The following is a 21,738-nucleotide window of genomic DNA, read 5'->3' on the forward strand; positions in this document are numbered from 1 at the left end:
TCTTCGCCGCGGAATTGCTCTATGAGAAAGGCAATCTTATTGCCTACCCACGGAAAGCCCAGGAGCGACACATGGCCGGACACAGCATTCCCCACTTCCAGAACAGCGCTGGTCACGCCGCCATCAGCATTGGCGTCAAGGAATTCATGTGCGTTGGCGCCAATCCGCCTTTCGATCATCCGCATGTCTTCCTCGACCTCGGCGATGACAATGAAAAGGTCTGCCCCTACTGCTCGACGCTGTATCGCTATGATGCGTCGCTCTCCGCCGGAGAAACAGTTCCTGCCGGTTGCACCTATGTGGACGACAAGGCTGCCTGATTGCAAACGCCCGTCATCGATCTGAAGACGGCTCGCAACAGGCGAACTCCCAATCCTGATCAAATCATCGTTGCGGGCGCCGGTATTGCCGGCCTGACGCTGGCGCTGGCGCTCAGCGCCAGGGGCTTTGCCGTCCAGATCTTCGAGAAGAGCGCCGTTCTGGCCGAAGCGGGCGCCGGATTGCAGCTTTCGCCCAATGCCACCCGCCTGCTTGCCCGCCTTGGCGTGCTGGAAAGGCTGATGCCCCATGCGGTGCAGCCGGATGCCGTCTGCCTGCAGGACGGCGTGAGCGGCAAGGACCTCCTGCATCTGCCCATCGGCAAGGCTGCCGAGCAACGCTGGCACGCGCCCTATATCGTCTGCCATCGCGCCGACCTGCAGCAGGCACTCCTTGCCGAAGTGCGCCAGCGCAACACCATCGCCATGCAGCTGGAATCGGCCGTTACCCATCACAGGAGCGATGCTCAGGGCGTGCTGGTTCGCGTCCAGTACAATGACCGTATCGAAGAGCATCGCGGCGCCCTGCTGGTCGGGTCCGACGGCGTCTGGTCGAACACGCGCAACGCGGCGTCCGACCTGGACCGCGCCCGCTATACCGGTTCCATCGCCTGGCGCTCGTCCGTACCGGCCGAGCGCCTGCCCGCATCGTTCAGCGCCCTTTTGCCCGGCGGAACCAATGTGGTTGCCTGGACCGGCAGCAATGCGCATCTCATCGCCTACCCCATCCGCTCGGGCGAGCTGATGAATTTCGTGGCGGTGGCGCGTGACCGGAAAAATCCCGGGCGCTGGGACATCGAAGTCAGCCCTGACGCGCCCAGCCAGAATTTTGCACGGGATTTCTACGGATGGCATCCGGGCATCCGCGATCTGGTGCTGTCAGCCGGGCACTGGACACCCTGGCGCCTGTTCGAGATGAAGCGGTGCAGCTTCCTGCGCGACGAGCGGCTTGTGCTGATCGGCGACGCCGCCCATGCGATGACGCCCTATGCGGCGCAGGGCGCGGCCATGGCCATCGAGGATGCCTGTGCCCTTGCCGCCGCACTCGGCCACGACAGCGAAACCTGGCCCGCAGCCTTGGCGGCCTACGCCAAAAACCGGACAAAGCGCATCGAGTCGGTGGTGCGGCGCGGCGCACTCAATCAGCTGGCCTATCACGCCAAGGGGCCGGTGGCGCTGGCTCGCAACCTGCTGCTGCGCAACCGGCCACCTGAAAAATTCGTGGCGGGCTTTGACTGGCTCTATGGGTTTGATGCGGAGTCGTAGCGGTTATTCCGCGGGCAGTCCGCGCTCGCGCAAATGCTCCCTCGCCAATGCGATTTGCTTCCTGGAACGCTCGGTTTCTTTTTCAAGCTGACTAAACTCATACCGGGCAGCAAAAAATCCACCCACTCCAATGAGATTGATCATGAAGATTGCATAAATGAGCATGTTTGCATCAATCGTCATTGCCAGCCATCTCTCAGTTTGTTTTTTCCATAAAGATGCAGGCCGCAGGATATCATCAAAGCCTGCAACAATCCACAAACGATCAATGCCTTGCCTATCCCGGCGTAGTTGCTCAAAAGGGCTGGATTCAGAACTGAGCCAAAAATCGGTCCAAGAAACCCAGTGATAAAGATGGCTGTCGAGAGACGGTCATATGCGGCAACGGTATATTTCAACACTTCATTGTTGCGGTTCTTACGCAGCAACTCTGCCGCGTCTATCTGCGCGCTTGTCAGCCCTTGAAAGTTCTCGGTCATAAAAAACTCCGACTAAAAAATATTCTAAAAATCCAGAAATTAAAAAGAATATGTCCTGTTATAAATTATTGTACATCTCAGCGGCCAGACAAGGCTTTCGCCGCCAATTCCAGTCACGCCTAACAAAACAGCGGCCAAAAAGGCCGCTGCGATGCGTTTTCAGATGATGCGCAGACGGCTCAATGCAGGATCTGGCTGAGGAACAGTTTTGTGCGCTCATGCTGCGGATTGTCGAAGAAGGCCGCCGGTTCGTTCTGCTCGACGATCTGGCCCTGATCCATGAAGATGACGCGGTTCGCCACCTGGCGGGCAAAGCCCATCTCGTGGGTGACGCACACCATGGTCATGCCCTCTTCGGCAAGCTGCACCATGGTGTCGAGCACTTCCTTGATCATTTCCGGATCGAGCGCCGAGGTCGGCTCGTCGAACAGCATGATGCGCGGGTTCATGCACAGCGACCGGGCAATGGCCACGCGCTGCTGCTGGCCGCCGGACAGCTGGCCGGGATATTTGTTGGCCTGCTCGGGAATCTTGACGCGTTCGAGATAATGCATGGCGATCTCGTCCGCCTTCTTCTTCGGCATCTTGCGCACCCAGATCGGGGCGAGCGTGCAATTTTCCAGAATCGTCAGGTGTGGAAACAGGTTGAAGTGCTGGAACACCATGCCCACTTCGCGCCGCACTTCATCGATCTTTTTCAGATCGTTGGTCAGTTCGATGCCGTCGACAAGAATCCGGCCGCTCTGGTGCTCCTCGAGGCGGTTGATGCAGCGGATCATCGTCGACTTACCCGATCCGGAAGGTCCGGCAATGACGATGCGCTCGCCGCGCATCACCTTGAGGTTGATGTCCTTGAGGACGTGGAAATCGCCATACCATTTGTTCATGTTGGTAATTTCGACGGCCACGTCGGTCTTGGAGACCTGCATGAGCGAGCGGTCGACGTGAATTTCGGATGGATCGACAACGTTTTCAGTGGTCATGCGTATGCTCCTTAGCGTTTATGTCCTGTGTCCAGCCTGCGCTCCATGAAGATGGAATAACGCGACATGCCGAAACAGAAAATCCAAAAGACGAACCCGGCAAAAATCAGGCCGGATATGGGGGTTTGCGGGGATGCCCAGTTGGCATCGTTGAAGTGCTGGCGCACGGTTCCAAGCAGATCGAACATGCTGATGATGGACACCAGCGATGTGTCCTTGAACAGGCCGATGAAGGTGTTGACGATCCCGGGGATCACCATCTTCAGCGCCTGCGGCAGGATGATCAGGCCGGTTTTCTGCCAATAGCTCAATCCCAGCGAGTCAGCGCCTTCGTACTGTCCCTTCGGAATTGCCTGCAGGCCGCCGCGCACCACTTCCGCCATATAGGCCGATGCGAACAGTGCCACGCCGATCAGCGCGCGCAGGAACTTGTCGAACGTCACGCCCGGCGGCAGGAACAATGGCAGCATGTAACTGGCCATGAACAGCACGGTCACCAGCGGGATGCCTCGCACCATTTCGATGAAAACGACGCACAGCATCTTGATGATGGGCATTTTCGAACGCCGTCCCAGGGCCAGGACGATACCGAGCGGCAAGGAGACGGAAATACCGACAAAGGACAGAACCAGCGTGACGAGCAGGCCGCCCCATGTCGCCGTTTCGATATAGGGAAGGCCGAACCAGCCGCCAACCAGCAGGAAGAATGCAACGATCGGGAAGACAAAGAAGAACACGATCGCATTGGCTGACTTGAAGGGAATCCTCGGTATCAGCAGCGGAATCAGCAGGACGACAAACATGATGCCGACAATGTTGACGCGCCAGTGCTGCTCCTGGGGATAGCGGCCATACATGAACTGGTTGAAATTGGCGTTCACATAGGCCCAGCAGGCACCCGACCAGCCTTCCGGCTGGGTGCCGCCCTGGGACACCGTGGCGCAGACCGCGCGATCCGCCCCCGACCAGGAGGCCTGGACGAACAGCCAGTTGATCATCGGCGGCACGAACCAGGCGAGAAGGAAAATCGCAAACACTGTCAGGATTGCGTCAATGGGCGTTGCCATCAGATTGAGGCGTATCCAGCGCACGATCCCGCGCTCGCCCAAGGGCGGCGTCTGGCCTTGCAGCATTTCGGTCCGTACGAAACTCAGATTGTTGTCGGCCATGATCAGCGCTCCACCAATGCCATTTTGGCGTTGAACCAGTTCATGAACAGCGATGTGAGCACACTCAGGCTGAGATAGATCACGATGAAGATCGCCACCACTTCAATGGAACGGCCGGTCTGGTTGAGGATGGTTCCGCCAACGGCGAACAGATCAGGATAGCCAACCGCGACCGCGAGCGACGAGTTTTTTGTCAGGTTGAGATACTGGCTGGTCAGCGGCGGAATGATGATGCGCAGGGCCTGCGGCACCACGACAAGCCGCGTCGTTGTACCCGCGCGCAGCCCGAGCGCGTGCGAAGCCTCGCTCTGTCCCTTTCCCACGCCGCGAATGCCGGCACGGACGATCTCGGCGATGAAGGACGCGGTGTAGAAGGACAGCGCCAGATAGAGCGACATGAACTCCGGTCCGACCAGGGCACCGCCCTTGATGTTGAAACCGCCGAGTTCCGGATAATTGACGGTGACCGGAAAGCCCTTGAGGGCGAATGCCAGGAAAGGCAGGCCGATGATCAACGCCAGCGAGGTCCACAACACCGGAAAGCGCTGGCCTGTTGCCATCTGCCGTTTATAGGCCCAGCGGCGGACCAGAAAGGCACCGATGACGGCAAGCACGAAAGCCACGCCGGCGAGCCAGGCGCCCTGACCGAAAACCGGTACGGCAAAATAGAAGCCGCGATTGTTCAGGAAACTGAACGGCAGCGCTATGCTCTGGCGCGCCTGGGGCAGAACCGCCAGAACGCCGGAATACCAGAAGAAAATAACCAGCAGCGGCGGGATGTTGCGGAACACCTCGACATAGACGGTGCACAGCTTGCGGATGAGCCAATTGTGCGAAAGCCGCCCGACGCCGATGATGAAACCGATGATGGTGGCCGTGATGATGCCGACCACGGCAACCAGCATCGTGTTCAAAATGCCGACATAGAGCGCCTTTATATAGGTCGAGTCACTCGAATAGTCGGTGAACGGATGCGAGCTGATATCGAAGCCGGAGCGGCCGTCGAGAAAACCGAAACCCGTTGCCAGGTTGGCGCGCTGCAAATTGGCAATTGTATTGTTGACAAACCAGTACCCCAGGGAAACCAGTACAATCAGAACGACGAGCTGATAGATATAACCGCGAATTCTCGGATCGTTCAGAAGTGATACTTTGGCGCTACCTGTACCGGCAGGCGTAATATCCTGCGATGCCATTGACCCCTCATTTCTTTTAATCGTTTATTTTTATTATTTTTTTTAATTGTTCCCCCGGAAAGGAGGACGAGCCCCCTTCCCGGATATCAGATCATGATTTTAAAATATCAGCGGATCGGCATTGCGTATTGCAGGCCGCCCTTGCTCCACTGAGCATTGATGCCGCGCGCAATCTTCAGCTTGCTGCCGGAACCGATATTGGATTCGAACACTTCGCCGTAATTGCCCACCGCCTTGACGATATTGACAACCCAGTCATTGGTCAGGCCGAGATCGACGCCAAGCTTGGTGTTGGCTTCCTGGCCAAGCACGCGCTTGATTTCCGGGCTGTCGCTCTTGGTCAGTTCCTGGACGTTGGCCTTGGTGATGCCAAGCTCTTCGGCCGTCAGCAGGGCGTAATGCACCCAGCGGATGACATGCGCCCACTGGCTGTCGCCCTGGCGGACAACGGGGCCGAGCGGCTCCTTGGAGATGATTTCCGGCAGAACGACGTGGTCATCCGGTGCCGAGAGGGTCAGACGAATGGCGTAAAGGCCGGACTGGTCCGTGGTGTATACGTCGCAACGTCCGGCATCATAGGCGGCGTTGACTTCTTCAAGCTTCTCGAAGACGACGGGGTTGTATTCCATCTTGTTGGCCTTGAAATAGTCGGCCAGATTGAGCTCTGTCGTGGTGCCGGCCTGAACGCAGACCGAAGCGCCCGACAGCTGCAAGGCGGAATTGATGCCCGACAGCTTCTTGGCGTTGATCATGAAACCCTGGCCGTCGTAATAATTGACGCCGGTGAAATCAAAGCCCTGCGAGTCACGGCTGAGTGTCCAGGTGGTGTTACGAATCAGAACGTCGATTTCGCCGGACTGCAGCGCTGGCAGGCGGTCCTTGGCGGAAAGCGGCGTGAATTTTACCTTGGTTGCATCGCCGAAAATGGCGGCAGCGACAGCGCGGCAATAGTCAACGTCAAAACCGGACCATTCGCCCTTGTCGTTCGGCGCAGCAAACCCGGCCAGACCGGTGTTGACGCCGCATTGCAGAAAGCCTTTTTTCTTGACGTCCTCCAGCGTGCCGGCGGAGGCCGCAGAAGCCAGCAAGAGCAGCGCCGATACCCCCAGAACGCTCTTCAAAACAAAATTTTTCATAACGACTAAACCCTTTTAATTGTTGCCCGTGGTTCCCAAGAGAGAAATTTTACACGCCGGCGGGTTCCCCCACACCCTTTCAAGGGTCCAGCATGTCTCCCATTCACCCCTGTATCGAAGGGCATTCTACGTGTTTGGTCAAGGGATAATCTTTGCTCAATATTTTTGCAGAAACGGCCGAATGGCTGCTTCTGAATGGAGTTTTCGATTATTTCTTGGTCAAAAACCCAATTCAGCGCCAGAACTGCGCGCGAAACCGCAAAACCGGGAAGAATCGTGTGCCATCGAACAGAAAGGCCGCCCGGCGCCCGGCCAGAAATCTGGCAAGCGCGAGGGTAAAGAGGAAGCCCACGCTGTAGCCCGCGACCACATCCGTCGGATAATGCGCCCTGGCAACGATGCGCGTAAAGGCAATGAACATGGTTGCCAGGATAATCGGCACCCGCCAGCGCGGAAACCAGAGGGCGAGAACGGCGCCAACTGCACCCATCGTGGTTGAGTGTCCCGAGGGAAAACTGGCAAAATCATACCCCGCCTGAAACGGCGAAAAACCATTGGCACCAAGGGTATCGATGAATTTTGGCCGGGCACGCCCGATGCAGAATTTGGCGATATTGGTCAGAATGCCCGAGAGGGCCACCGCCCAGAACGCAAATGTCGCCTGGGCATAGATCAGGCCGAGACGCACGCGTTTGGCATGGGGCAGCTTGCGCCAGTCAATGCCGATCAGGCAAACCGCAATGAAAAAGGCCGGGATCAGATACCATTGCGACAAACCGACATCCGTCAGCAGCCGCAGCGAGCTCAGCGGCCCCTGATGCGAGGACAGGTTGCGCGACAGCGCATCGTCGAAGGGGTGCAGCAGCAGAATAACGAAGAAGATCAGGACCGCCGCCATCGACATGCCGCCTGTCCATGCCGCCGGGCTGTTCGGATAGGCTGGTGCCCGCATGCGCCGCAGGAAGTTGACGATCGAGCGGTGCGCGCGTTTCAGGCCTGACGGGGATTGCGGATTGCTGGCTGCAGTCATTGTTTCTCCCATTGACCCAAGCGGGTTTATTCTTTTTCGCCGCCGTGCTCGCCTGTTGCAACGGGAACGCCGTGGCTTTATCGACTTCTCCCAGCAGTTACAATTGTTGGCATCGCAGGGCGGAGGATATTCCATGGGCAAAGAGTCGGACAAAATGGCAAAATTCGGGATCAACACGCGCCTTGCCCATGGTGGCTATGATCCCAGGGATTATCATGGTTTCGTCAATCCGCCCATTGTCCATGCCTCGACAGTCCTGTTCCCCGATGCGGAAACCATGGCGAGCCACAAGCAGAAATACGGCTATGGCACGCATGGAACCCCCACGACCGACGCGCTGTGCCAGGCCATTGACGAACTGGAAGGCTCGTTCGGCACGCTCCTCGTGCCGTCGGGCCTCGCCGCGGTAACCATTCCCCTCTTGGCCTTCCTGTCACCGGGCGATCACCTGCTGATGGTGGACAGCGTCTACGGCAATACCCGCTATTTCTGCAATACGACGCTCAAGCGGCTCGGCATCGAGGTCGAATATTACGATCCGCTGGTTGGCGCGGGCATCGAGAAGCTCATCCGCCCCAACACATCCGTCGTCTTTACCGAATCCCCCGGCTCCAACACGTTCGAAATTCAGGATATTCCGGCGATCGTCGAGAAGGCGCACGCGGCAGGCGCCATCGTCATGATGGACAACACCTGGGCAACGCCACTCTACCTGAAGCCGCTGGATTTCGGCGTCGATATCTCCATCCACGCGGCAACGAAATATCCATCCGGCCATTCCGACATTCTCATGGGCACGATTTCCGCCAATGAAAAATGCTTCCGGCAGCTTGAGGACAACTACACGGCCATCGGCCTGTGTGTCGGCGGCGATGATGCCTATGATGTCCTGCGCGGCTTGCGCACCATGGCACTGCGCCTGGAACGCCACGGCGAGAATGCACTTGAAATAGCGCGCTGGCTGGAAAAGCAGCCCGGCGTGATCGAGGTCCTGCATCCGGCGCTTGAAAGCCATGCCGGGCATGCCCTGTGGAAGCGGGATTTCAGCGGCGCCGCCGGTGTGTTCTCGATTGTCATCGAAGGCGAGACAAAACACGCACGGGCCTTCCTCAACGCCCTCGATATTTTTGCGCTCGGCTATTCATGGGGCGGCTATGCGAGCCTCGCGCTTCAGGTCAACCTGTCCGACCGGGTGCTGACGGGCAAGCATTACAAGGGCCCGCTCATCCGCCTGCAGATTGGCCTTGAGGATACCAAGGACCTCATCGCCGATCTGGAAAAGGCGCTTGCCGCGGCAAGACATGCGCAATAACGCAATAAACAGAAGGTGATTTCGCCTTGCCGATGGTTCTTGCTATGACAACGCCATGAGCAGGCTTGCCATTCTTCTGACATTTCTCACGGCGTTTTCTGCCGGCTGGGTGCCCGTGTTGGCGGCGCCCGTGCGGCTGGCCAGCGAAATGGCGGTACAATCGGCGGGTCCGATGGCCGGTCACGCCCATGCCTGCGCCACCAGCCAGGAACAGTGCACGGCAAAGATGCCCCATCCAGCGCTTTGTTCCGCCTGTATCGCCATACCAGCCATTGGCATTGCCGCCGTGACGACTGCTTCAGCCCGGATGCTGGTGCCGCACGGCACGCAACTGCCCCTCATTGCCCAGGCCAGCGCGCCGCTGTCGCCACCACCCAAACCGCTATTGATTGCTTCCTATCCTTCATAACGCACGGGTGAACAGGTCATAGCCTGTGCTTGTCTGTCTGACCTGAGGAAAGATCAATTCAATGAAAACCAGCTATTTCTCTGCCGCAGCCCTCGCCTGCGCCCTTGCCTTCACCGCACCTGCCCTGGCGCAGGAGCACAAGATGATGAAGCATGACGCCATGGCGATGCAGCCAACCGGCGATCAGGGCCCATCATCCAAGGCGTTCACCGAAGCCAACACCAAGATGCACAAGGACATGTCCATCAAGTTCTCAGGCGATGCCGACAAGGATTTCGTCCGCGGCATGATTGCCCACCATCAGGGGGCAATCGACATGGCCAAGGTGGAGCTGAAATACGGCAAGGATGAAGAAATCCGCAAGCTTGCGACCGATATCATCGCCGCGCAGGAAGGCGAAATCAAACAGATGAAAGCCTGGCTGGCCAAACATGGCGGCTAAGCCGCGCCAGCCATAGACGCTCCCAGAAACAAATTACCCGCCGGGTCAAAGCGGCGGGTAATTCAAAACCATCCAGGAACTCTCAGGAGGCGTTGTGATGCTGCATCTCGTAGGATGCAGCGCGTTTCTGCAGACTCAGTTCCCACAGGCTATGGGCAGCATCGGCATAGGTCGACGTGCCAGCCTTGAACTCTGCCGAACGCAATGGCAGCAAATCTTCCACGACATCCAGTGTCCGCGATGGAAGAATGTCGGTGCAGGTCCAAAGACGCCGGAACACGGCGCTGATCAGAACCTGCCTGTCATTGACCTCAATCTGAGGTTCATCGTGCCCGAGTTCCCAATCCTCCAAAGCATCAAGGGCGTCTTGAAAGGCACTATGCAATATGACGGGCGCGTGGCCCTCATGAAGTGGGTGCAGCAAACCAGGCATTCCTGTCTCCTCACTCTTGCGTTGCAATGCCGGGGGCTCCCGGAAGCAGAATCATAAGGGCGAGCGGGCGTGATCAGCAAGACAAAACTTCGATACAAGACCGATTGGCTAGAGATTTCTGATTAAATCGAGATTTCACTACAGTTTTAAACATCAATGCTGATATCTTTATTATGAAAAGCTATGCAACTTATTGATAAAAATGAATTTACCTACCAATTCAACTGGGCTTGCCCTGCCCCGGTCCGCCACCTGCCCGCAGCCGGGAAAAGCGGCGCGCCGCCGCCTTGGCCGGTGAACTGATTCACGCAGCCATCTTGCCAAAACCGCGGCATTGGCCCATTCATGTCCCGCTATTCGTGATCGAGGAAATTGGCACATGACGACGACGAAACACCTTCCGCTGATTATTGTGGCCGTGCTGCTGGCCGGCTGCGGCAATATACAGGGACAGCTTGATCGCGAAAAAATTTCATCCCTGCATTATGACACGGTCGAGTGCCCCGCGCTGATTGCGCAAAAGAACGCAGCGATGAGCCAGATCAGCCAGTTGACCAATGGCGCGGGCTACCGCGAGCCGAGCGTGATCACAGGCTTTGGCCCCATCCTGCCGGATTATCGCACCGCCAACCAGAAGAAGGCCGGCGCCCTGCAAGGACAGGTCGATTCCATGACCCGCTCCATCGCACGGCGCAAATGCACGGGCTGATTGCCCGCAGACGCGCGCTGTCCCGGCAAAGAAATGGCCCCTTCCGGGGCCATTCTTGTATCATGCGCCTGTTCTCATGAGCCGCGCAGCAGCTTGCACAAGGCAACCAGCGAGCTGTCATAGCTCATCGCGTTGGATGAAATTTCAACACAGCGGATTTTCAGCTTCATCCGGTCCTGAGCCGTGAGCTGCGCCAGTCTGGCAGCGATCGCCTTGTTGTTTACACCGGGATTGAGGCTGCCCGGCTTGGTGCCGCCGCCAAGGATACCGCCGCCCGTGGTGATTCCGCCCGGACTGACACCGCCGGGATTGGTACCCCCTCCCGGATTGGCGCCACCCGGATTGGTGCCACCGCCAATACCGACACCCGCCCCGGCGCCGATCCCACCGGTCCCGCCGACAGTCGCGCCAACACCGGCACTCACGCCGTTTGCGCCGCCGACATTGGCCCCGACCCCTGCGCCGATACCCCTTGATCCGATATTTGCGCCGGCTCCGGCCGTCACACCACCGGTTCCACCGACATTGGCGCCGAGACCGGCGCTAACGCCATTGTTGACACTGGCGCCCGCGCCCGCATTGATTCCGCTGGAACCGCCAATCGACGCGCCTGCTCCCGCTGCAATGCCCTTGGAGCCGCCAACCGATGCATCCGCACCCGCCTTTATGCCGCCGACATTGGCGCCGGCGCCCACGCCCAGCCCGCCATTCTGCGATCCGCCGACCGAAACACCGCCCACTGACAAACCTCCGGCAAGCGCTGGCGTCGACAGTACTGCAAGTATGAAAGAGCCAGCTACAATGCAACGCGTCTTTTTCTCGAACCTGTTCATTACAACCTCCCAGTCATTTTATTATTATTTCCAAGCAAAAACATCTTAGAACACCGATATATGCGCTATTTACTCATATAAATCAATAAAATTCATGGTTTAAATTATAAGTGATCTTTTATTATTAAAACAAACAAAGCATTACACACACCACAACATTGTGATACATGATAATACTATTATTTCGCGTCTGTATTTCTGTTCAGTTTATAATTTTACTCTGACCTCCGCCATGAATTCCAAAAAACTTTGGAACCGATAGAATGCAATACGTGTGAAAACCAAACTTAGTTTCACTTTTGAATATATTTTCCTCCATTATTGTAAAATACTCCTTTTCTTCTTGAAAGAAACACAGAGTAACATTTGAATATCGCAACATTAATTACAATTTGAGCGAATACTTACTTGATGAATCTATTCGCAGATGTAACGGGATGATTGCGCCTGATCGCGCGAGCACAAGTCTGGTCCGGGATAGGCCGTCCAAATGGGCAGCACTCCTGCCTGACCGGCTGTGCGCACGCCCCATGCGATCCACAGCGCAATGCCGGAAAAGCAAGTCTGCGGCCATGACTTTCATTTTACTTAAAATTTTCGGGACGGTGTAAGCGATGATTAAGCAAGAAACCCGGTGATACTTTGCTAACCAGTTTCTTTAAGTCAGCCGAAATTGTTGGAAGCCTAAGTTCACGACGGTTCAACGAAACCGCGTCAACAGCAACGCTTCAACAGGGATACAGAACATGACAACTCTTTTCACACGTTTTCTCAAGGATGAGTCCGGCGCAACAGCGATCGAATACGGCCTGATTGCTGCCCTCATCTCCGTCGCCATCGTTGCCGGCGTTGGCAGCCTCGGCAGCACGCTCGGCACCACATTCACGACAATCGGCACCAAGCTGAGCACCGCCGTAGCACCGAAGCCATAATATCCAGCCTGCTCAATTCGGGCAGAGCTTGCATTGGAACCAGATCTCACGATCTGGTTCTTTTCATTTGAAATGGCCGATAGGCATAAAAGAAGAATTTTATACTCATATTTGTGAAACAACGAGAGAGATTTACTTATCTTCCTAAACGTTGTTACTTCTCTCCAGTTTGTTTCAGAGTGATTTCGAACAAATCCTGGAGGGGACCATATCATGATCTTTGGCATGACTTCCTTTACGTTCATTCACGTTCTCATCAGCCTGATCGGGATCATATCGGGGCTGATCGTTCTCGCCGGGCTGCTCGCATCCGATAGAAAGGACGGGTGGACCCTGATCTTTCTGGTGACCACCGCCGCGACGAGCCTGACCGGGTTCGGCTTCCCCTATCAGGGTTTTACGCCCGCCATCGGCGTCGGCATCCTCTCGATCATCATTCTCATCATCGCGGCCGCCGCCCGTTATCCCCTCCGCCTCGCCGGTGCGTGGCGGTGGATCTATGTGATCACGGCGCTGATTGCGCTCTACCTCAATGTTTTCGTGCTTGTCGCCCAGTCATTCCAGAAGATACCGGCACTGAATGCCTTGGCACCCACCGGTTCGGAACCGCCATTTGCAATTGCGCAAGGGGTCGTCCTGCTCCTGTTCATCGCGGCGGGTTTTGCCTGCCTGCGGCGGTTTCATCCCGCCATGCGGTGAAAAACCCGTCCCGCCGCTCGACAGCGCCGGGTCATCGCACTACACCGTTTGCAGTTTTCGCCAGGGGGTATTCATGAAGCCGATCTATCTTTCCGCCGTGTTCTTGCTGGCCATGCAGGCGACAGGCCTTGCCCAGCCCATTGACAGCTACACGGCCAGGCTCAGTTCCGCCGACCATTTCAACTCGACCGGCCAGAGACTGGACAGCGCGGCGGCCATCATTCGCCAGGACCGGGCGAATTTCTATGTCTATGGCAACCGCGATCCGGACGATGAAGCGGACAGCTTCTTCCGCAGCAAGGACAACCGCGCCCGCCTGGAAAGCATGCTGAACCGGGGCAAGTTCACGCCTGCAGCGCGGCGGGCCATCGTCAACGGCACACCGCTGATCCATGTCGATATCTATGAGGACTCCATCGACGTTGCCGTCGAAGCCGATTGAGACGGGGCCAATCGCCTTCCGCGCCGCCCTCCATCCGGTCCGCTCAATCGGATGGACTAGAATATTACACCTCCCGGTACCGCCAGGTCGGTGTTATGATCGTGTTTTGAAATTGTTCTCGAATTGCCACGCTGGTCCAACGTGACTTGGCCTCACCGCGATTTGCAGGTTCAAAATCCGTTGACCTCTGCCTGGCCAAGCCCATGCGGGAGAAAGCAATGGAGGAGGAGGACGACGAAAGCAGGGAGAAGGACGATTATGCGCCCTATATGACATCCATATGGGGTTATCTCGCCGTCTTCCTGATCATCATTCCCATTGTGCTGATTCTCGGCCGCAAATTCGGACGATGACCCAGTCCAGCCGGCCTTTGTTCCGGCCTGCCCCAGACCGTTCAATCGGCCTCGCGGCGAAGGGGCAGACAAGTGGAAAACAGCATGGGGTCGCGCTCCGGTTTCCAGGGAACCGGCGTGTCCGGACCGCAGGCCTGATCGCGGCAAACCGTGGCAGAATTGCGGTTCACCGGCAACAATACCCGGCTTCGCGAAACGACTTATCTATCGGATTTCACGTGATTTTGTCACATTCATGCCCGCGTGGAACCGCACAGCGCGACACAACTGGAGAATTACGACAAAAGTACCAAAGGTTGTCGCTGACCGGCCTTTTCTGGCGCATATCGTCTTGTGCTCCACCCCTTCGTCCAATTTGCTGACACATACCTGCAGTTGTGTTGGCAGGGGACGTTTGGAAAGGGCCATCTGAGTGCTTACTCTGTACTTTTTGGAAGACTACCGTAACCCGGGCCATTCAAATCACGAGACCGAAATGGCGACACATCGCCCCGAGAACCCAAAGCCAGTCAAAAAGACCAAGAAAGTCAAACCCGTCAAGGCCGCGGCGACGACGAACTGGGATGAGCTTATCGCCCGCAGCGTCAAGCTCGAAGACAGGCTGATCAAGAAACTGAGATCGCGCCATATCGTTCGCAAGCTCAAGGTGAGGACGCTGGCCAAATAGGATTTTGACAGCTGGCACTGCACCGGTCGCGGCTCCCAAGCCGAAGACCGGTGCCATTCATGTGCGGCCTTCCATCGGATCTGTTCATGATGCAACGCTTCGACGCTTTCGCGCCGGCGCCATAGGCAACATTTAGCCTTCCATAATTACAGAAGTTCTCGTTGCATATTCGCGCAATAGTTGTATTCATTTCCGTAAAATTGTAATCGCTCTGGAATCCCCGATGTCTGACGACAACAAACAACCCAGCGTATTCGCAGGTTCCTGGCGGCTCGCGATCATCATGCTCATTATCCTGGCCGCTGTCTGGATGCTCGGTCGCGCCTTCGCATAACAACCCTAGGTTTAGTAAACGCTGTTTCAACCGGATATTGTTGCGCTGCAGCACATTTCTGTGCGTCGATTCCGCAACACTTCTGTGCCCATCAGGTCATTTTCGGTGCATTTTCTGAATTATTTTCATGCACACGCTTTGACATTTAACTTTCATGTTGATGGAATAGGCACCTGCAGACGAATTAGGGGAACATTCGAATGTATGAAGATGATGAGGACGAACAGCACTTGCACTATACCACGCCCGCGTGGTGCCATTTGCTTGTGTTTGGCTTTGCCCTGGCGATCGCCGTGCTGATTAGTCAGATTTGTTCTTCCATGGCCTGACGGCCCCCTGTCACTTCAACCATTGATACAACCGGTCCTGCGACCAGACCTAGATCGTATTTGCGGGTTTTCCCGGCTGATCGGTCGACGCGGCAAGTGTGGTGCCCAGTTGCGAGCCGGTTCGCTCGCTGACATCGATACCCGCTTCGCGCGCTGCGGCGAGGAATGCGGCGCGCGCATCTTCCGCGGATGATTTTTCATCAAGCGCGCGGCGGCATGCTTCGCAGGCAATGCCATGTTTTTCCCCCCGGCGTCGCGACCAGTACTGCGTCAGCATGCTGAGCGCGTCGCGCACGTTGCGCACGACGATGACGCGGCCGGTGCGGGGCGACTTGATGGTCACATGCGTGAAAGACAGCATTTCCATAAGCCTCCAATGCATGAGAACGAAAGTGGTTCCACTGCCCTTGATTGACGAATTCTCCCGCTTGCCCGACACTGGGCCTTTCCGAATGAGAGGGCTGCCCATGGAATATGACAAGGAGACGATCAAAGGCTCGACCGATGGTTATGGGCGCGGGGTGAAATTCGAACTCACCAACGGCCAGGTATGGGAGCAGACCAGCGCCGATGACGAGTATCTGCACCAGTTCATGCCGGAAGTTCTGCTCGATACGGCCGGAAACATCGGAAAACTCAAGATCAACGACATGAATGGCTGGGTGGAGGTCAGGCGCATTCTCTGACATCAAAGCCCCGCTTAATGTGCTCATGCGCGGCGCCGGAGACCGAAAGACCAGCCGATTGGGCGTTGCGCATCGATACCATGCAATAGTGCTGCAATCTTTGCGGCCGATCAGAGCAGGATGACACATCTTCGCGATTCCAGCCTGCCTGGCCGCCAACCGCACAGTGACGGGATTGACCTGTTGCGGGGGCTGTCGGTTGTCTGGGTCATCCTCTTTCACCTTCAACTGCGCATGCCGTTCGAAACGACGCCGCTTGGCGCCCGGCTGCCGCCGGAAATCTTCAACGCAGTGTTGCGCAGCGGCTATTACGGCGTCGTCATTTTTTTCGCCATTTCTGGTTTCCTGATTACAACCACCTCGTTGCGGCGGTGGGGGCGCCTCGACACCATCAATCCTGTGGATTTCTATGTGCTGCGGCTGACCCGGATCTGGCCGTGCCTCATCGCGCTGCTGGCCGTCCTCTGCCTGTTGCACCTGCTGGCGGCGGATGGTTTCGTCGTCACAACGGTGCCGCTCTACCGGGCGCTGCTCGCCGCGCTGTCATTTCACGTCAATTGGCTGGAGGCAGCGACAGGATATTTGCCGGGCTCCTGGGATATCCTGTGGTCGCTGGCGGTGGAGGAAATGTTCTATTTCGTGTTTCCCCTGCTCTGTCTGATAGCGCGCACGCCGGGCCGCCTCGTCGCGATGCTTTGCGTCTTCGTGGTGCTGGGACCACTCGCGCGAACGGTTCTTACGGACAACGATCTGTGGGCGGATAAATCCTATCTTTCGGGTGTCGATGCCATTGCCCTCGGCTGCATCGCCGCGCTTGTTTCCCAGCGTGTGAGGGACCGGCCCGCTCTGCGCGGCGCCTGCCTTGCCGCGGGCGTGCTGCTGTTTGCACTCATCTTCGTTTTCCGGCGGCAGACCAGCGAATTGGGACTAACGGCGCTCGGCCTCAATGTCACGGCGCTGGCGCTGGCGGTTTGCCTGATGCTCATTGCCCTGCAGGATCGCCGTCTGGCCTTCGGTGCCTGTGCCTTGGCCGTCACCGCCCCCATCCGCTGGTTCGGGCGCAACAGTTACGAAGTCTATCTCAGCCACATGCTTGTCATCACGCCGCTGGCGTCCCTCGCCCCGGCAGCGGGCAGCGATACAGTGCCAGCCCTGATGTTTTTTCTGGCCGGCCTTGTCTTGTCGGGGATAACCGGCGACCTGATTGCCCGGTTCTATTCGGCCCCGCTCAATGCGGGGTTGCGCAGCCTATACGGGCAGCGGCCTGGATAATTGCCACGGCGCCGCCGAAAACCCAGCCGAGGGGCCGGAGCGAGGTATGGGCCAGCACGGCCTTCCCCTCCCACCCGACATCAAGACGCAGGCACCCCGCCATCCCCTGGGGATAGCGGGGCGAAATGCTGCTGCAAGCCGGGATCAGTCGACTGAAATCACTTCCCCGGTGCGGCGATCGATGGAGACGCTGATGTCGTCTCCCTGATAATCGGTTCCCTCGACGATGATGCGCGACCGCGTCCGCCTGATATCGTCGACCTCGCGCACGCCTTCGGAACGGGCAATCCGCACCGCCGTCCGCTCACTGATGCTGACGCTGCGGTAAGGCCGCTCAAATTGCGGATCGACAAGGCGGACACCGCCGGGACCTATTTCGATTGATTGCGCAAATGACGGCGCTGAAGCCAACAACGTCAGAGCCGCTACACCTGCCATTGCCAAAACTTTGAACATGACTCTCTCCTTAACACGACCCACCAAAACCATACACCACATATGCTTTTGCCGACGCCCCCGAAGCAGGGTTAATGATTTGTTTAGGGCTATAGTGTGGCTGAACGCGCCGGGAAACAGCAGTCCCGATAACTTTCAGAAAACGCGTGTTACGAAGCGATCGATTTTCGATCCTTCCCGGATAAAGAGCCGACTGTCTGCAACCCGCTGATCGCCGGATCAAGGCCGTCGCGGCATCCTTGCGCTTGTCGCTGCGGGGATCATCCTGTTTGCGCCAAGGGGAAGCACCGCCTGAACCCTCCGGCATGAATCGGGTGGCTGGACATCCCGGCCCAGGCATAGATTGAACCCACACCGCAGGGAGTGTGGGTTCAATGTTGTCTCTCTTGAATGCTTTGCATGCGATGGCCGCCCGGCGGGGTGAAGGTCTGCACCCAGCATTGGCCGCGCGGCTGGAACAACATGCCGGCGGCAGCTCCGAGCGACCGGCTGCGGTCCCGCAGCCGGATCACACCGGCCCGCCGGAGGGCGGCCAGGTGGTTCAGGTCGATCTCGGCGTGATGCTGTTCAGGCGCGGCCGGGGTCGTCTGGCGGAATGATCATCATCGTATGGTTGAGGTATGGGGTCTTCTCCAGGACAACAACCGAGTCATGAAAATGAATTGCAGACGTCGTGCGCGTGATGTCCGTTTCCGCAACAACCTCGTCGCCATACAATGTTGCCGCGGCATGCATCTCATCGACAAATCCCTTGCAACGATTGATGAAATTGTTCGGCGAGCGCAGACCTCCACCCAGTTGCGGCCAGTAGCCGCCGTTCAAGTCTTCCGCCAGATAGATGCCGTCACGGGCCATCCGCGGATGAAGATAGTCGAAGGAAACATTGATATCGTCATGATGATGGCTGCCGTCATCCAGGACCACATCGGGAGCGCCGAACTCATCAAGCACGCTCTGCAGAAACTGCGTGTCGCTCTGGCTGCCAATCCTCACATGGATTTGTTCCTCTTCGAAAGCCTTGCATTCCGGCCGAATATCAATTGTCACGATACGGGCCATGGGACCAAAGTAGTATTTCCACATTTGCGCCGAACCGCCCTGCCCCGTTCCTATTTCCAGAAACGTGACAGGCCGGTTCACGTAGCGTGAAAAATATCGCTCATAGATTGGGAAATAGTGAGCGCATTTTATTATCTGTCGACCAGTATTGTTAATGAAGTACGTGTAAAGGTTCATGGTCATCTTTCTTTACGTGTAGCGTTTATCGCAGAGTTGCGCATAGCAGACATCAACAATTACTAGGGTATCCGTCAAGCTTATTTTTCTGTAGTTCCATAAAGCGAAAAACAGCCTGAAATTCTGACGAACGACGGAATTGTCATGTCGAAATTCTTGTCATCTTGCCGGTCTTGCGTGGTCGATCGAACTGTCCTTCCTGCAGCAGGCCGAAGCCATTCAGCGGTTTGACAAGGGACAAAGCGCCGCCAATAATTGGGGCGTGTTGTACCCCCGGTTTCACGGCAGCGACACACCCGTGAGAAAATGCAACGCGCCGCAGGTTCAAGAAATTCAGGAGCATCCTCGATGATCATTAATGAGATGACGAAGGCCGAAATCAATGCCTTGCTCAGCCGCGCGAGCATTGGCCGCCTGGCCTGTTCGCGCGATGATCACCCCTATATCGTCCCGCTCAGGTTCGCCTATCACTCCGTCTTTCTCTATTCGTTCACGACGCTTGGCCGAAAGGTCGAATGGATGCGGGACAACCCGCGTGTCTGCGTTGCGTTTGATGAGATCGACGCGACCAATCGCTGGCAAAGCGTGCTCGTCAACGGGCTCTACGAAGAACTGTCGAACGATCCATCCCATGTCGACGCCCGCGCGACCGCGCACCATCTTCTGAGTGCATCCGCCGAATGGTGGCAGCCCGGTTATGCAAAGACCGTCATTCGCGATTCAGAGCGGCCGCTTGAACCCATTTTCTTCCGGATTTCGATCCTTGAAACAAGCGGGCACAAGGCTGTCAAAACCGCCAGCTAGATGAATTTGACGTGCGGCGGGACTGGGACCGTGTTTTCGCCGAGCGCCCATATCCCATCGTCAAATTCAAACCCGCATTTCTGGTAGAGATCGCGGCACAAGCCGTTTGCTTCGGTTTCCGTGTACACGCCCTTCAACTGAGGATGGATTTTGGCAAGCCCTGCGATAACAGCCTGCTCAACGCCAAGGCCAACCACGCGGCAGCTCATCACGAATTGGAGGATGACCTGGTTTCTCACAATGGCAATTCCGACCAGACCGTAATCGGTGTATTTGTCACCGACTTCGAAGATCTCGAACGTGGCGCCCGACAGGAAGGCCTGCAGGCATTCGTTGACGGTCCAGCGCTTGCCCGTGGTGTTGAACTGATTTGACTTGTTGATCAGTTCCAGCGCTCGCGGAAAGCGTTCGTCGTCCACGGTGTTGATCGACCGGATGCCGACGGAAACATCAAGCGAAGCCAGGAACTCCTCCCGGGTCATATCGGCCTTTGCCGTCTCGCGCTGCACCTGCGCCTGTATCATCTCGGTGCGCCGGCTGGACTCCTGCGTGACATACGCAACCTGCGTTTCCGGCGCCCAAAGCAGCGTGCTGCGGATCGAATACAACTCCTCGCCAAGGACACGGATGGCCGGAAATGCGGCTTGCACGCTCTCCCGCTCCACCGGATTGTCATCGATGAAAAGAACGTTCTTCGACAGGAGATTGGTTTCGTTGAGAATATCCTGGATGTTTTCCGCCTTTGGCTTCCAGTTTATTTTCCGGACCGCGAAATCGTCGATATCCAGCCGGTGCTTGAGCAATTGAGGCCACAGATCGAGAATTTTCGCTTCGTCATTCTTGCTGACGATGGCCAGGATGATGCCGCGCTGCTTCAAAAATTTCAGGGCTTCGATCAGGCCGAGCGGCCACCCTTCCAGGACAAAGCGATTGTGTATGCCTTCTTCAGCGATAACGCCGCGCCACAGCGTGTCGTCCAGATCGAGGATCACCAGCTTGACGCTGTCCTGCTGCGTGAGCGTCCGGTACATTGCATGGATCTCGCTCCAAAAGCCGAAGATGAAATCCTCTATGTTAAACGGGTAAAGGCTGGTCAGTTTCGCGGGCTGGACAATGCGGGTTGTGTCGTGAATGGAATCCCAGTCATTGGCATAACCGGCATGCGACCAGTTCCAGACGAGATCCTCCTGAATGAACTTGCGGCCGAATGTCTGCGCGATCGCATCGGTCTGGACCATGTGAGCCCCATGTTCCCTTGCCAGTTCGTGCAGTTTGCGGTTCAACTGCTCGACGAAATAGGTGGGGTTGCGCAGGTCATAACGCGGCAGAAGCCGCCCCATGTGATTCTGCTGCGGCGTAAAATATTCGGACACGAAGGTCGTGAGCCTGGTGTCTTTTGTGAATGCCAGCGCGCCGGTAAATGTCTGGATCAGACGCTGCTCGCATTCCCACAATTTTTCCCTGAACGGCTCTTCGCTGGTATGCGGAATATCCGACAGCATGTTTTCCGGCACAATCGTCCGCAAGGGCAAATGTATGAGCTGGAAGGCATATTCTTCGATTGGATGCGGCGGTTCTGTCAGATCACCGGGGTAATTGTACAGGACATGATCGACTTCCGCGCCCTTGAAGATGACATGGGCGTAGTGGAATAGACCCGCCGCCATGCACGATCCGACAACGAGGATTCGTTTAACCGGTACGGGTGTTACTTCCAGTGTATCGGGGGTTCTGAATTTGTAGGCGATCTTTTGATTACGCACAGAAGCCGTGGTTTCAAGCATTCAGAGCACCTCCAAACAATCGAAGATCAA

The 21,738-nt window shown here is 56.9% G+C and carries 29 protein-coding genes; 16 read left to right on the top strand and 13 right to left on the bottom strand.

Annotation, left to right across the window (positions count from 1 at the left end):
• The first annotated feature begins 71 nt into the window (after nucleotides 1–71).
• Nucleotides 72–320 (top strand): zinc-finger domain-containing protein, encoded by a 249-nt coding sequence (locus C5750_RS18995; RefSeq protein WP_105735649.1) that lies wholly within the window; start codon nucleotides 72–74, stop codon nucleotides 318–320.
• Entirely contained in the window at nucleotides 321–1,583 is a 1,263-nt protein-coding gene (locus C5750_RS19000; RefSeq protein ID WP_105735651.1) for an FAD-dependent monooxygenase, read from the top strand.
• 3 nt (nucleotides 1,584–1,586) lie between these two features.
• Here the strand turns inward: C5750_RS19000 and C5750_RS19005 are convergent, their stop codons facing one another.
• The 7 genes from C5750_RS19005 to C5750_RS19035 all read right to left on the bottom strand — a co-directional run bounded on the left by C5750_RS19005 (nucleotide 1,587) and on the right by C5750_RS19035 (nucleotide 7,576).
• Nucleotides 1,587–1,766 (bottom strand): hypothetical protein, encoded by a 180-nt coding sequence (locus C5750_RS19005; RefSeq protein ID WP_105735653.1) that lies wholly within the window; start codon nucleotides 1,764–1,766, stop codon nucleotides 1,587–1,589.
• A complete protein-coding gene (locus C5750_RS19010) occupies nucleotides 1,763–2,062 on the bottom strand; it encodes a hypothetical protein (protein WP_105735655.1) in 300 nt (99 codons plus the stop codon). Before C5750_RS19010 ends, C5750_RS19005 begins: the two co-directional genes overlap by 4 nt.
• Before the next feature lie 179 nt (nucleotides 2,063–2,241).
• Complete coding sequence (locus C5750_RS19015; RefSeq protein WP_105735657.1) at nucleotides 2,242–3,045, bottom strand: amino acid ABC transporter ATP-binding protein; 804 nt, start codon at nucleotides 3,043–3,045, stop codon at nucleotides 2,242–2,244.
• 11 nt (nucleotides 3,046–3,056) lie between these two features.
• Nucleotides 3,057–4,214 carry an amino acid ABC transporter permease gene (locus tag C5750_RS19020; RefSeq protein WP_105735659.1) on the bottom strand — a complete coding sequence of 386 codons (1,158 nt, stop codon included), beginning with the start codon at nucleotides 4,212–4,214 and terminating at the stop codon, nucleotides 3,057–3,059.
• Nucleotides 4,215–4,216: 2 nt separating this feature from the next.
• Nucleotides 4,217–5,410, bottom strand: coding sequence for an amino acid ABC transporter permease (locus tag C5750_RS19025; protein ID WP_105735661.1), 1,194 nt, complete (start codon nucleotides 5,408–5,410; stop codon nucleotides 4,217–4,219).
• 107 nt (nucleotides 5,411–5,517) lie between these two features.
• Nucleotides 5,518–6,546, bottom strand: coding sequence for an amino acid ABC transporter substrate-binding protein (locus C5750_RS19030; protein ID WP_105735663.1), 1,029 nt, complete (start codon nucleotides 6,544–6,546; stop codon nucleotides 5,518–5,520).
• Between the two features lie 232 nt (nucleotides 6,547–6,778).
• Nucleotides 6,779–7,576, bottom strand: coding sequence for a phosphatase PAP2 family protein (locus C5750_RS19035; RefSeq protein ID WP_158531325.1), 798 nt, complete (start codon nucleotides 7,574–7,576; stop codon nucleotides 6,779–6,781).
• 133 nt (nucleotides 7,577–7,709) lie between these two features.
• Between C5750_RS19035 and C5750_RS19040 the strand changes: the two genes are divergently transcribed.
• The 3 genes from C5750_RS19040 (at nucleotide 7,710) to copM (ending at nucleotide 9,739) form a co-directional block, all read left to right on the top strand.
• Nucleotides 7,710–8,888: a cystathionine beta-lyase gene (locus tag C5750_RS19040; protein WP_105735667.1), complete on the top strand. Its 1,179-nt coding sequence runs from the start codon at nucleotides 7,710–7,712 to the stop codon at nucleotides 8,886–8,888.
• Nucleotides 8,889–8,943: 55 nt separating this feature from the next.
• Entirely contained in the window at nucleotides 8,944–9,297 is a 354-nt protein-coding gene (locus C5750_RS19045; protein WP_105735669.1) for a hypothetical protein, read from the top strand.
• Nucleotides 9,298–9,358: 61 nt separating this feature from the next.
• The gene (gene copM, locus C5750_RS19050; protein ID WP_105735670.1) at nucleotides 9,359–9,739 is read left to right on the top strand and encodes a CopM family metallochaperone; all 381 of its coding nucleotides are present in this window, start codon (nucleotides 9,359–9,361) and stop codon (nucleotides 9,737–9,739) included.
• Between the two features lie 82 nt (nucleotides 9,740–9,821).
• On the opposite strand, the gene C5750_RS19055 is transcribed toward copM, so the two are convergent.
• Nucleotides 9,822–10,172, bottom strand: a complete 351-nt coding sequence (locus tag C5750_RS19055; RefSeq protein WP_245421166.1) for a BRA0787 family protein — start codon at nucleotides 10,170–10,172, stop codon at nucleotides 9,822–9,824.
• Nucleotides 10,173–10,551: 379 nt separating this feature from the next.
• Here C5750_RS19055 and C5750_RS19060 point away from each other — a divergent pair, with 379 nt between their 5' ends.
• Nucleotides 10,552–10,881, top strand: a complete 330-nt coding sequence (locus tag C5750_RS19060) for a hypothetical protein (protein ID WP_105735672.1) — start codon at nucleotides 10,552–10,554, stop codon at nucleotides 10,879–10,881.
• Nucleotides 10,882–10,955: 74 nt separating this feature from the next.
• Here the strand turns inward: C5750_RS19060 and C5750_RS19065 are convergent, their stop codons facing one another.
• The gene (locus C5750_RS19065; protein WP_245421167.1) at nucleotides 10,956–11,621 is read right to left on the bottom strand and encodes a hypothetical protein; all 666 of its coding nucleotides are present in this window, start codon (nucleotides 11,619–11,621) and stop codon (nucleotides 10,956–10,958) included.
• Nucleotides 11,622–12,460: 839 nt separating this feature from the next.
• Between C5750_RS19065 and C5750_RS19070 the strand changes: the two genes are divergently transcribed.
• From C5750_RS19070 to C5750_RS26940, 6 genes are all read left to right on the top strand, one after another.
• Nucleotides 12,461–12,646, top strand: coding sequence for a Flp family type IVb pilin (locus C5750_RS19070; RefSeq protein WP_105735675.1), 186 nt, complete (start codon nucleotides 12,461–12,463; stop codon nucleotides 12,644–12,646).
• 225 nt (nucleotides 12,647–12,871) lie between these two features.
• Complete coding sequence (locus C5750_RS19075; RefSeq protein ID WP_245421168.1) at nucleotides 12,872–13,345, top strand: hypothetical protein; 474 nt, start codon at nucleotides 12,872–12,874, stop codon at nucleotides 13,343–13,345.
• Between the two features lie 73 nt (nucleotides 13,346–13,418).
• Complete coding sequence (locus C5750_RS19080; protein ID WP_105735680.1) at nucleotides 13,419–13,787, top strand: hypothetical protein; 369 nt, start codon at nucleotides 13,419–13,421, stop codon at nucleotides 13,785–13,787.
• Between the two features lie 218 nt (nucleotides 13,788–14,005).
• The gene (locus tag C5750_RS26935; protein ID WP_280952419.1) at nucleotides 14,006–14,140 is read left to right on the top strand and encodes a hypothetical protein; all 135 of its coding nucleotides are present in this window, start codon (nucleotides 14,006–14,008) and stop codon (nucleotides 14,138–14,140) included.
• Between the two features lie 475 nt (nucleotides 14,141–14,615).
• Complete coding sequence (locus tag C5750_RS19085; protein ID WP_105735682.1) at nucleotides 14,616–14,807, top strand: hypothetical protein; 192 nt, start codon at nucleotides 14,616–14,618, stop codon at nucleotides 14,805–14,807.
• Between the two features lie 534 nt (nucleotides 14,808–15,341).
• Nucleotides 15,342–15,470 carry a hypothetical protein gene (locus tag C5750_RS26940; RefSeq protein ID WP_264319180.1) on the top strand — a complete coding sequence of 43 codons (129 nt, stop codon included), beginning with the start codon at nucleotides 15,342–15,344 and terminating at the stop codon, nucleotides 15,468–15,470.
• 49 nt (nucleotides 15,471–15,519) lie between these two features.
• Here C5750_RS26940 and C5750_RS19090 read toward each other — a convergent pair whose 3' ends face one another.
• Nucleotides 15,520–15,831 carry a DUF982 domain-containing protein gene (locus C5750_RS19090; protein WP_158531324.1) on the bottom strand — a complete coding sequence of 104 codons (312 nt, stop codon included), beginning with the start codon at nucleotides 15,829–15,831 and terminating at the stop codon, nucleotides 15,520–15,522.
• A 106-nt stretch (nucleotides 15,832–15,937) separates the two neighbouring features.
• On the opposite strand from C5750_RS19090, the gene C5750_RS19095 reads away from it, so the two are divergent.
• Both C5750_RS19095 and C5750_RS19100 read left to right on the top strand, forming a co-directional pair.
• Complete coding sequence (locus tag C5750_RS19095) at nucleotides 15,938–16,156, top strand: hypothetical protein (RefSeq protein ID WP_105735686.1); 219 nt, start codon at nucleotides 15,938–15,940, stop codon at nucleotides 16,154–16,156.
• Nucleotides 16,157–16,276: 120 nt separating this feature from the next.
• Complete coding sequence (locus tag C5750_RS19100) at nucleotides 16,277–17,428, top strand: acyltransferase family protein (RefSeq protein WP_105735688.1); 1,152 nt, start codon at nucleotides 16,277–16,279, stop codon at nucleotides 17,426–17,428.
• Between the two features lie 144 nt (nucleotides 17,429–17,572).
• Here the strand turns inward: C5750_RS19100 and C5750_RS19105 are convergent, their stop codons facing one another.
• Entirely contained in the window at nucleotides 17,573–17,884 is a 312-nt protein-coding gene (locus C5750_RS19105; protein ID WP_105735690.1) for a PepSY domain-containing protein, read from the bottom strand.
• 374 nt (nucleotides 17,885–18,258) lie between these two features.
• Here C5750_RS19105 and C5750_RS19110 point away from each other — a divergent pair, with 374 nt between their 5' ends.
• On the top strand, nucleotides 18,259–18,483 hold the full coding sequence (locus C5750_RS19110) for a hypothetical protein (protein WP_130502123.1): 225 nt from the start codon (nucleotides 18,259–18,261) through the stop codon (nucleotides 18,481–18,483).
• Here the strand turns inward: C5750_RS19110 and C5750_RS19115 are convergent.
• Nucleotides 18,452–19,120 carry a class I SAM-dependent methyltransferase gene (locus tag C5750_RS19115; RefSeq protein ID WP_158531323.1) on the bottom strand — a complete coding sequence of 223 codons (669 nt, stop codon included), beginning with the start codon at nucleotides 19,118–19,120 and terminating at the stop codon, nucleotides 18,452–18,454. The two genes, C5750_RS19110 and C5750_RS19115, sit on opposite strands and share 32 nt — an antisense overlap.
• A 348-nt stretch (nucleotides 19,121–19,468) precedes the next feature.
• On the opposite strand from C5750_RS19115, the gene C5750_RS19120 reads away from it, so the two are divergent.
• A complete protein-coding gene (locus C5750_RS19120; protein ID WP_158531322.1) occupies nucleotides 19,469–19,924 on the top strand; it encodes a pyridoxamine 5'-phosphate oxidase family protein in 456 nt (151 codons plus the stop codon).
• On the opposite strand, the gene C5750_RS19125 is transcribed toward C5750_RS19120, so the two are convergent.
• The gene (locus C5750_RS19125) at nucleotides 19,921–21,708 is read right to left on the bottom strand and encodes an HAD-IIIC family phosphatase (RefSeq protein WP_105735698.1); all 1,788 of its coding nucleotides are present in this window, start codon (nucleotides 21,706–21,708) and stop codon (nucleotides 19,921–19,923) included. The two genes, C5750_RS19120 and C5750_RS19125, sit on opposite strands and share 4 nt — an antisense overlap.
• Nucleotides 21,709–21,738: the final 30 nt, after the last annotated feature.

The sequence above is a fragment of the Phyllobacterium myrsinacearum genome (assembly GCF_002980555.1).
GTDB lineage: Bacteria > Pseudomonadota > Alphaproteobacteria > Rhizobiales > Rhizobiaceae > Phyllobacterium > Phyllobacterium myrsinacearum.

Coding starts and splice junctions, on each gene's coding strand:
- C5750_RS19015 (WP_105735657.1), bottom strand. CDS start 3,045: ATGACCACTGAAAACGTTGTCGATCCATCCGAAATTCACGTCGACCGC.
- C5750_RS26935 (WP_280952419.1), top strand. CDS start 14,006: ATGGAGGAGGAGGACGACGAAAGCAGGGAGAAGGACGATTATGCGCCC.
- C5750_RS19010 (WP_105735655.1), bottom strand. CDS start 2,062: ATGACCGAGAACTTTCAAGGGCTGACAAGCGCGCAGATAGACGCGGCA.
- C5750_RS19110 (WP_130502123.1), top strand. CDS start 18,259: ATGTTGTCTCTCTTGAATGCTTTGCATGCGATGGCCGCCCGGCGGGGT.
- C5750_RS19105 (WP_105735690.1), bottom strand. CDS start 17,884: ATGTTCAAAGTTTTGGCAATGGCAGGTGTAGCGGCTCTGACGTTGTTG.
- C5750_RS19070 (WP_105735675.1), top strand. CDS start 12,461: ATGACAACTCTTTTCACACGTTTTCTCAAGGATGAGTCCGGCGCAACA.
- C5750_RS19030 (WP_105735663.1), bottom strand. CDS start 6,546: ATGAAAAATTTTGTTTTGAAGAGCGTTCTGGGGGTATCGGCGCTGCTC.
- C5750_RS19005 (WP_105735653.1), bottom strand. CDS start 1,766: ATGACGATTGATGCAAACATGCTCATTTATGCAATCTTCATGATCAAT.
- C5750_RS19085 (WP_105735682.1), top strand. CDS start 14,616: ATGGCGACACATCGCCCCGAGAACCCAAAGCCAGTCAAAAAGACCAAG.
- C5750_RS19045 (WP_105735669.1), top strand. CDS start 8,944: ATGAGCAGGCTTGCCATTCTTCTGACATTTCTCACGGCGTTTTCTGCC.
- C5750_RS19040 (WP_105735667.1), top strand. CDS start 7,710: ATGGGCAAAGAGTCGGACAAAATGGCAAAATTCGGGATCAACACGCGC.
- C5750_RS19115 (WP_158531323.1), bottom strand. CDS start 19,120: ATGAACCTTTACACGTACTTCATTAACAATACTGGTCGACAGATAATA.
- C5750_RS19060 (WP_105735672.1), top strand. CDS start 10,552: ATGACGACGACGAAACACCTTCCGCTGATTATTGTGGCCGTGCTGCTG.
- copM (WP_105735670.1), top strand. CDS start 9,359: ATGAAAACCAGCTATTTCTCTGCCGCAGCCCTCGCCTGCGCCCTTGCC.
- C5750_RS19075 (WP_245421168.1), top strand. CDS start 12,872: ATGACTTCCTTTACGTTCATTCACGTTCTCATCAGCCTGATCGGGATC.
- C5750_RS19025 (WP_105735661.1), bottom strand. CDS start 5,410: ATGGCATCGCAGGATATTACGCCTGCCGGTACAGGTAGCGCCAAAGTA.
- C5750_RS19020 (WP_105735659.1), bottom strand. CDS start 4,214: ATGGCCGACAACAATCTGAGTTTCGTACGGACCGAAATGCTGCAAGGC.
- C5750_RS19055 (WP_245421166.1), bottom strand. CDS start 10,172: ATGCCTGGTTTGCTGCACCCACTTCATGAGGGCCACGCGCCCGTCATA.
- C5750_RS19035 (WP_158531325.1), bottom strand. CDS start 7,576: ATGACTGCAGCCAGCAATCCGCAATCCCCGTCAGGCCTGAAACGCGCG.
- C5750_RS19120 (WP_158531322.1), top strand. CDS start 19,469: ATGATCATTAATGAGATGACGAAGGCCGAAATCAATGCCTTGCTCAGC.
- C5750_RS26940 (WP_264319180.1), top strand. CDS start 15,342: ATGTATGAAGATGATGAGGACGAACAGCACTTGCACTATACCACGCCC.
- C5750_RS19095 (WP_105735686.1), top strand. CDS start 15,938: ATGGAATATGACAAGGAGACGATCAAAGGCTCGACCGATGGTTATGGG.
- C5750_RS18995 (WP_105735649.1), top strand. CDS start 72: ATGGCCGGACACAGCATTCCCCACTTCCAGAACAGCGCTGGTCACGCC.
- C5750_RS19080 (WP_105735680.1), top strand. CDS start 13,419: ATGAAGCCGATCTATCTTTCCGCCGTGTTCTTGCTGGCCATGCAGGCG.
- C5750_RS19090 (WP_158531324.1), bottom strand. CDS start 15,831: ATGCTGTCTTTCACGCATGTGACCATCAAGTCGCCCCGCACCGGCCGC.
- C5750_RS19100 (WP_105735688.1), top strand. CDS start 16,277: ATGACACATCTTCGCGATTCCAGCCTGCCTGGCCGCCAACCGCACAGT.
- C5750_RS19125 (WP_105735698.1), bottom strand. CDS start 21,708: ATGCTTGAAACCACGGCTTCTGTGCGTAATCAAAAGATCGCCTACAAA.